The organism is Oryzomonas japonica (assembly GCF_008802365.1).
Taxonomy (GTDB): domain Bacteria; phylum Desulfobacterota; class Desulfuromonadia; order Geobacterales; family Pseudopelobacteraceae; genus Oryzomonas; species Oryzomonas japonica.
The window spans coordinates 187,291-193,675 of sequence record NZ_VZQZ01000006.1 but is presented as its reverse complement, the minus strand read 5'-3'; the positions used below and the strand labels follow the sequence as shown (position 1 = coordinate 193,675).

The 6,385-nt window shown below is 59.0% G+C and carries 4 protein-coding genes; 3 read left to right on the top strand and 1 reads right to left on the bottom strand.

What is annotated here, in order from left to right; genetic code table 11:
- Positions 1–391: 391 nt before the first annotated feature.
- The gene (locus F6V25_RS11180; RefSeq protein WP_191966164.1) at positions 392–1,726 is read left to right on the top strand and encodes a L,D-transpeptidase family protein; all 1,335 of its coding nucleotides are present in this window, start codon (positions 392–394) and stop codon (positions 1,724–1,726) included.
- Positions 1,727–1,860: 134 nt separating this feature from the next.
- Here F6V25_RS11180 and F6V25_RS11175 read toward each other — a convergent pair whose 3' ends face one another.
- Complete coding sequence (locus tag F6V25_RS11175; protein WP_151128652.1) at positions 1,861–4,233, bottom strand: penicillin-binding protein 1A; 2,373 nt, start codon at positions 4,231–4,233, stop codon at positions 1,861–1,863.
- 280 nt (positions 4,234–4,513) lie between these two features.
- Between F6V25_RS11175 and F6V25_RS11170 the strand changes: the two genes are divergently transcribed.
- Both F6V25_RS11170 and F6V25_RS11165 read left to right on the top strand, forming a co-directional pair.
- Positions 4,514–5,725: a c-type heme family protein gene (locus F6V25_RS11170; protein WP_151128651.1), complete on the top strand. Its 1,212-nt coding sequence runs from the start codon at positions 4,514–4,516 to the stop codon at positions 5,723–5,725.
- A gap of 229 nt (positions 5,726–5,954) precedes the next feature.
- Complete coding sequence (locus F6V25_RS11165; protein ID WP_151128650.1) at positions 5,955–6,368, top strand: NADH-quinone oxidoreductase subunit A; 414 nt, start codon at positions 5,955–5,957, stop codon at positions 6,366–6,368.
- The last annotated feature ends 17 nt before the right edge of the window (positions 6,369–6,385 follow it).

The following is a 6,385-nucleotide window of genomic DNA, read 5'->3' as shown; positions in this document are numbered from 1 at the left end:
CTGACATTGTCAAGAAGTTTTTTCCAGCCAAACTTCTTTTTTCCGCCCCCAGCGACTCGGAAAAACTCTCCGCGTCAAATGGGACGCTGGTTATAACAACTATCTCCACCACCGTCAATACCTTTTTTTGCTCTTTTCCCTGCTTTTTTCGATAACCCCAAAAAATACGTTGTTAATCCGACAGTTGAATCAACCATAAAATCACTCGTATGTACGGTTGTCGAATATGCGACGCGTCTTCCGCTCCGAGCGCGGCCAAAAGGTGCATGGGAGGGGCGAGGAAGTATTCGGCACATTTTATCTCTTATATATTGAGCGAGGGGGACACACACTCCAGCCGCCCAACTTAACTGTTGCCAATCTTCCTGGATATATTGTACATAAGGGGCTTATGAAATTCCCTGCCCTTCCCCGCATCTCCGTCATGGGCGCATCGCGCCTTGTGTCCCTCGCTGCACTTTTCCTGATAACGCCTGGCGCTTGGGCGAATACTCGCCAGGATGCCCGCCTGGCCGTTTCGCACCTTCGGGCATCGGGTTTCGGCCGACAGATGCCCGATGAGATGAAGAGCGTTGATGCCACCTTCTCCCTGGCCGAGCACCATTATCAGATGCATGAGCTCGATATGGCCGAGCGTTACTATCTGCTCACCCTCCAGAAGGTACGCGTCATTCAGGAGACGCAGCCCGCCATCCCGCCAGCGGAAGCGACCGGGAGCGGCCAATCCCGGAACGCTTCAGCGGCACCGGAGCCCGCCTCCCAGCCCGAAGCAGCGCCATCCCCCCCCCAGGTGGCGGCAGTACCGCCCCCCCCTCTGCCCGACACCACACCGGAGCAAACGATGGCCAGCCGGGAGCCGGCTGTTCCCACCCAGGACGACGCCCCCACCGTGCATGACGACTTCGTATCGGCAAAGGTCGTGGGAAGCGCCAACGTCTATACCGTTGTCAAGGGCGATACCTTGCGGCTGGTCGCGGCAAAGCTTGGGGTCAGCCGCCAGCACCTTATAGCGGCGAACAAGCTGGAAGCCAAGGCTCCCCTCAAAACCGGCCAGAGACTGAAATACAACAACCGGAAGATCATCCCCCAGAGAATGAAGGACGGTATCGTGGTCAATATCCCCGACCGCACCTTGTACTACTTCCGCCAGGGGAAACTGGTCACCTCGCTCCCGGTAGCGGTCGGCACGGGGAAGAAGAGCGACAAGTTCGATTGGCAGACTCCGGTCGGCAAATTCAAGGTAACGGGGAAACAGAAAGACCCCACTTGGCACGTCCCCGCTTCTATCCGTTCGGAGATGGAGGAGGAGGGAAGAGAGGTCATCACGAGCATCCCTCCCGGCCCCGGCAACCCCTTGGGGAGGTACGCCATCAAGACCTCAATCCCGGGGATACTGATTCACAGCACCACCAAGCCCTGGTCCATATACGGCTTTGCCAGCCATGGCTGCATCAGGGTGTCGCCGCTCAGGATGGAGGGGTTTTTCAACGAGGTCAAGGTCAACACCCCCGGAGAAATCATCTACAAGCCGGTAAAGATGGCCGTTACCGAGCAGGGGCGCATCCTTTTGGAGGTCCATCAGGATGTGTACAAAAAGGGTGGGAAACCGGATGTGGAGGCCTGGAACCTCATCAGGAAATACCGGCTGTCCGAGCGCATCGACCGGGATAAGGTGGAGGCGGTAATCAGGCAACGGTCAGGTATAGCGGAGGATATTTCCCTCTAGGCTATCTTCAACGACCTGTTCTGTCGGGGCGAGCACGGCAATTATCTATTTCGAAACAGCAAAGGGGGGCGCGAACGCCCCCCTTTATTTATGTGTATCGAGCAAGCGCCACTATCCCGCGACGCCCGCAGACATTACTCCTCTTTTTCCTCCGTCGGCGGACGGGCCGAGCCCCCCCCACCGTCGCCGTCATAGCCGGTCGGCTCGCTTCCCTTGACAAAGCACTCCATAACCGCCCCCGGGGTTCCTTCCTTGGCCAGCTTACCGGTACGGGGGTTGATCAGCACAAAGGTGACATTATCCGGGGCCTCGAAATCCATGACCGGCATTCCCGCCGTCGCTTTCCTCATGAATTCGGCCCAGATCGGTGCAGCCGCCTGGCCGCCCGACCCGCCGGCGCCCAGGGAACGTTCCTGATCGTAACCGACCCACACGCCGGTCACCAGTTGCGGAATGTAGCCGACGAACCAGGCATCCTTACCTTCGTTCGTGGTGCCGGTCTTGCCGGCCACGGGACGCCCGATGATGGCGCGGGAACCGGTGCCGCTGGCGACGACGCTCTGCATCAGGTTGGTGATGACATAGGAGGTCTCGGGCGAAACGGCCGGAATCGCGGCCGGCGGCTGGTTTTCCTGAAGTACGGTCCCGTCGTTGTCCGTAACCTTGGTGACGAAATACTGGGGGATCAATTGCCCCTTATTGGCAAACACCGCATAGGCTTCGGTCAGCTCGAAGGGGGACACGGACGCGGCCCCCAGGGCCAGGGCCAGGTTGGCCGGGATCTGGGAGGTGAAGCCGAGTTTCTTGGCATAATCCGCCGCATACTGGGCGCCGATCTGTTCCATGATCTTGACGCTGACGATGTTGATGGAGTAGGTCAGCGCCTCGCGCATGGTTACCGGCCCGCGAAAGGTGTTGTCGTAGTTCTTCGGTTTCCAGGTTCCGCCGGCGCCGTCCGGGTATTCCACCTCGGAGTCCTCGATGATGGTGGCCGGGGTCAATCCCTTGTCGAGGGCCGCGGCATAGATGATCGGTTTGAAGGCCGACCCGGCGTTGCGCCTGGCCTGAATGGCCCGGTTGAACTGGCTCTTGCGGAAGTCGTAGCCGCCGACCATGGCCTTGACCGCCCCGGTACGTGGATCGAGGGAAACCAGGGCCGCCTGCACCTCGGGGGTTTGATCGAGGGCGAATTGGGCCCCCTCCTTGTTGATCTCCGGCGAGACGACCGACACCTCGATCACCGAACCGAGGGTCAGGTTCTTGTTCCCCTTCTCCGGCTTGCCGTAGCTGTTGATCATCCCCGCCCTGCCGGCCCAGGCCATATTTTTGCGGGTCAGGACGCCTTTACGATCCCCGACCCTGACGATGGCCTCACCCTTCTCGGGGACGAATCCCACCACGACCCCCTGATAGCTCTCGCCGGTCTTGAGGGTCGCGGAATCGATGCCATCTTCGACCTTGGCGCAGAACCCATCCACCTCGGATTCGCCAAGGTATTTGGTCGGTCCCCGGAACCCCTGACGCTTATCAACCGCCTTGAGGCCGTTTCTGAGGCTTTCATAGGCTGCCCGCTGCATGTCGGCGTTCATGGTGGTGTAGATCTTCAGGCCACCTTTGTAAAGCTGATCCTCTCCGTATTTTTCCTCAAGCTGGATGCGCAGATGTTCGAGGAAATAGGCCGACTGCTCGTTGTTGACCTTTTTCATGGAACGGATCTCAATCGGCGTATTCCTGGCGTGATCGGCTTCGGCGGTCGTGATGTACCCCTCCTTCACCATCCGGTCCAGAACATAGGCTTGCCGCTCACGGGCCTTGTCCAGATGTTTGATGGGGGAATAGGCGTTGGGCGCCTTGGGAAGCCCGGCCAGCATGGCCATCTCGGCAAGGTTGAGCTGATCGACGTTTTTGCCGAAATAGGTTTCAGCCGCCACCTGGACGCCGTAGGCCCCGCCCCCCAGGTAAATCTGGTTCAGGTACAGGTAGAGAATCTCGTCCTTGGAGAGCTTTTCCTCCATGCGTTTGGCCAGGATGGCCTCTTTGATCTTGCGGGAAAACTTCTTTTCCGGGGTCAGCAGCATGGACTTGGTCACCTGCTGGGTGATGGTCGAGGCCCCTTCCTTCTTGCGCATGGAGAGAAGGTTTTTGAAGGCCGCTCGTACGATCCCCAGGTAATCGATCCCCTTGTGCTGGTAAAAACTGGAGTCCTCGGCCGCCACGAAGGCCTGGATCAGCTTGCGCGGCATCTTCTCCACCGGCACCACGATGCGCCGTTCCAGATAGAATTCCCCCACCAGACTGCCGTCGTCGCTAAAGACCTGGGAGACGATGGGCGGCTTATAGTCCGCCAGGCGGTCCACCCGCGGCAGGCGTGCCATCAGATAGAATACATACCCCGTTGCCCCGAGCAGCCCAACAATGCCCAGCGTAACGGCAAACAGCACCAGGGCCGGTAAAATACCCCTCCCCTTGGTGGATGTTGATGTTGATGCTGGTGTCTTCCTGTCCATATACCTACTCCCCGGCTATGCGCCGTGATTCCCGATTCGTTGTGCGCCAGTGTAAAATTCTGATGCAATCTCTTCAAAATAGCCCATATCACCACGAGAATTCAAGCATAATAACGAAACCACATTACCCTTGCCAAGACTCGAAGAGCGGCTATAATCTGTCTAAATCCGTGATGCCGGCGTGGCGGAGTTGACCGTCGCCCATGCGAATACCCTCCCGGCTTCGTCGGACAAACTTCGCCGCGGCGGGAAAAAGGACAGGCAACGCCGGGGAACCGCCATGAAAATGCTTTCTGACCGCAGCGTCAACACCAAATTCAACATCATCGCCGCCCTCCTCCTCGCGGCGCTCTTCCTGAGCCTGGCCTACAGCAACTATCGCCGGGAGCAGGCGCTCATCCTCACCACGGCCGTGGACAATGCCCGCTCCATCGCGCACCAGATCATCGAAACCCGGGACTACCTTTCCCAGAGCGTCACCAACGAACCTGAACACAACTACAACCTGATCCCCCAGGTGGCCGCCACCCAGATCGCCAAACGCCTCACCAGCGGGTCGCGCTACTATGTCCGCCAGGTCTCGCTGCGCTACCGCAATCCGGGCAACCGTCCCGACAGCTTCGAGACCGCCCAATTGGCAACGTTCCGGGATGCGCAGGCCCGGGAGGTCTGGCAGGTGGCGGGTGAAAAAGGGAAAAAGGCCCTGCGCTACCTGCTGCCCATGAAGGCCGATCAATCCTGCCTCGCCTGCCACGGCACCTATGACACCGCGCCACGCTTTGTCCGGGAACGCTTCCCGCGGGGTCATTATTCCTACGGCTATCAGGTAGGCGAGGTGATCGGCGCGGTTTCGGTGTCGGTCCCCATGGAGGGCCTGTACCATGAGGTCGGCGCCAACCTGGCCTACGATCTGCTCTACGACGGCGCGGTCCTCCTCGCTTTCATCCTCATCAGCGGCTGGCTCATCCGCAGAACGATCCTGACCCCGGTCAAAAGCGTTGCCGAGAGCATCGCCGAAGTGGCCCGCACCGGCAATTTCTCCGAGCGGCTCACGGAGCGGGGCAACGACGAGATCGGCGAACTGATCGAATCGTTCAACGAACTGATGGCGGAGTTGGACCGCAAGACCCTGCAGCGCAAAGAATCGGAGGATCGCTACCGCAACTTCATCGAGATCGCCCAATCCCCCATCGTCACCTTCGTGGGGGACGGCAAGATCGTCATCTCCAATCAGAAAGCGGAAAAACTCTTTGGCCTGAGCAAACAGGAACTGCTCGGCCAGTGCATCTTCGAATTCATGGAAGACGGGGAGGCGTTACGGGCTGCGGTCGCAGGGTATTTCAGTTCCGGCAGCAGCGACCTGATCGGCGCCACGGTGCGGCAAACGGTGCGGGATGTGTGCGGCACCCCCTTCGAGGTGGACATGGTCATCTCCGTCTCCCAGGCGGATCAGAACCCGATCTTCAGCGCCATACTCCGACCATTAAAATAGTTTTCCCGGAAAAGGCATTTGCCACGGAGCCGCAGAGCCACAGGGAAAATCAGGAGTAAGGCAAGCAAAATGACGACGATTCTTGATGATGGTATTGCAAAAATTGTTTTTTGTTTTTCTCTGTGGACCTCTGTGTCTCTGTGCCTCAGTGGCGGATGTCAGCCTCTCTTCCCGCCAACCCACGTTTCACGTTTGAAGCGGCACGAATATCTGCTATAGTTTCACCACTATGGTATCCGACCCACTGTATCAACTTGCCCTGTACGCTCTGGTGACCGTTGCCTTGATCGGCGTTTTGCTGCTGGCTGCCTGGTGGCTCGGGGCAAAACGCACGTCGCCCGCCAAGGAGGCCCCCTACGAATCGGGGGTCCTGCCCACCGGCAGCGCCCGTCTGGCCTGGCCGGTTCCCTTCTACCTGGTGGCTATCTTCTTCATCGTGTTCGACGTGGAGGCGGCCTTTATCTTCACCTGGGCCACGGCCTGGGACCTGCTCGGCATTGCGGGCCTCACCCAGATCACGGTCTTCATCGTCATCCTGGCCTGCGGCCTGCTCTGGCTCTGGCTCAAGGGAGGGCTGGACTGGGGCCCTTCACGGGAGAAAAACGCAGATTTTTCGCAATCTCTGCGTAAGTCTTCGGAATAGTCAGGCCGTTAAAAAAA